Below are 1,810 nucleotides of genomic sequence, written 5' to 3'. Positions count from 1 at the left end.
GCGCTCGCGGTCCATCGGGTAGATGAAGTAGAGGCCGTACGTCCGCGCGAGCGGCAGGTCGACCTGCTGGCCGACGATCACGGCGGAGATCTCGTGGCCGTTCTCGTCGATCGTCGCCACCTGCAGGTGCTGCCGGTCGGGCGAGGACGAGACCGCCTGTCGGAGGCTCGTCGGGATGAAGCGCACGCCGATCTCGTTGCTCTCGATCGGGCCGATCGCCACGGGCGCCGTGTTGTTGTCGGTCCTCGACAGCACGACGTAGCGTCGCTCGTTGCCGGCATCCTGGCGGTAGGACTTGACGAGCTCGGTCGCGAACTGGGTGATCTGGGCGATCGACTCGGTCTGGTCGGTGTAGAGGATCTGGCGCTGCGCGTCCTTGGCGAGCCGCAGGCTGTCCTCCGCCGCGATCTTCTGTCGGCTGTCGATCAGACCCTGGGCGATGGCCCCGTAGAGGTAGGTCCCGACCGCGCTCAGCACGAGCAGCCCGAGGAGCATCGTGACGACGACGACCCGGAAGCTCAGCGACGAGCGCCAGAGGTGTCGGGTCCGGTCCCAGCCGTGGCGCAGCACGGAGCGGGCCCGCTCTGCGAGCCCGTCCTGACCGGGCTGCGGCTTCATCGTCAGGCGGGACCTGCCTTGTAGCCGACGCCACGGACGGTGACGACGATCTCCGGGTGCTCCGGGTCGTGCTCGATCTTCGAGCGGAGCCGCTGGACATGGACGTTGACGAGGCGAGTGTCACCGGCGTGGCGGTAGCCCCATACCTGCTCGAGCAGGACCTCACGGGTGAAGACCTGCCACGGCTTGCGGGCCAGGGCGACGAGCAGGTCGAACTCCAGCGGCGTGAGGGACAGCGCCTGCCCGTCCCGCTTGACGGAGTGCCCGGCGACGTCGATGTCGAGATCGCCGATGGTCAGCTTCTCGGGGGCCGGCTCGTCGCCGCGACGGAGCCGGGCGCGCAACCGGGCGATGAGCTCCTGCGGTTTGAACGGTTTGACGACGTAGTCGTCCGCGCCCGACTCGAGGCCGACGACGACGTCCACGGTGTCGGTGCGGGCCGTCAGCATGACGATCGGGACGCCACTCTCGGCGCGGATGCGGCGGCACACCTCCATGCCGTCGAGGCCCGGCAGCATGACGTCGAGGAGCACGAGGTCGGGCTTGGCGTCTCGGAAGGCACCCAGCGCTTCCGAGCCATCGGCGACGTGGCTGACCTCGAGCCCCTCGTTGCGCAGGACGATACCGAGCATCTCGGCGAGCGCCAGGTCGTCGTCGACGACCAGAACCCGACCCTTCACGTCACACTCCCTCCGCGCGGCGTCCCCCCGCCGCGTTCCGCTGTCAGTCCGTCCACATCATCACACACGCGCGCACGCGATCCCGGACCGCGTGTCGTGCAGTGGCGCGGCGCGTCAGCCCTGGGTCACGTACCACTTGCCCTTCAGCTTGACGGCCTTGAGGTTCTTGATGATCGATGCGGCGAGCTCCGGGGTCGTCCTGGCACTGGCGAACGTCGCGGTGTCGCCCTGGACGGTGGCGCCCTCGACCTTGAGCCCCTTGAACATGTCCTTGGCGGACTGCAGCTGCTCGAGCATCGGCGTGACCGCCTGGGCGCACTGCTCCTTGGCGTTGGGCAGGTCCTCGATCGCGGTGCCGTTCGCGGCCATCAGCCCGCAGACCGTCGAGCTGTCGCCGTTCAGCAACGCCGTGAGCCAGCCGGTCATCACGGCGTCCGGGGTCGACTGGTCGACCGGCTTCGCCGGTGTGGCTGTGGTCCCGGCGCCGGCCGCGCCGGACGGCGCCGGGGTCG

At 69.5% G+C, this 1,810-nt stretch carries 2 protein-coding genes and 1 pseudogene; all 3 read right to left on the bottom strand.

What is annotated here, in order from left to right; translation table 11 throughout:
- Positions 1–618: pseudogene (locus tag N864_RS21970) on the bottom strand (MtrAB system histidine kinase MtrB); the annotation flags it as partial.
- A gap of 2 nt (positions 619–620) precedes the next feature.
- On the bottom strand, positions 621–1,298 hold the full coding sequence (gene mtrA, locus N864_RS21965) for an MtrAB system response regulator MtrA (protein WP_034722540.1): 678 nt from the start codon (positions 1,296–1,298) through the stop codon (positions 621–623).
- Positions 1,299–1,412: 114 nt separating this feature from the next.
- Positions 1,413–1,810 (bottom strand): hypothetical protein (locus N864_RS25270; RefSeq protein ID WP_034722538.1); only part of this gene is annotated, 398 nt, incomplete at its 5' end.

Origin of the sequence: Intrasporangium chromatireducens Q5-1, assembly GCF_000576575.1 — a bacterium.
Classification (GTDB): Bacteria; Actinomycetota; Actinomycetes; order Actinomycetales; family Dermatophilaceae; genus Intrasporangium_A; species Intrasporangium_A chromatireducens.
The sequence above is the reverse complement of the archived record's forward strand: the minus strand, read 5'-3'. Positions and strand labels throughout refer to the sequence as shown.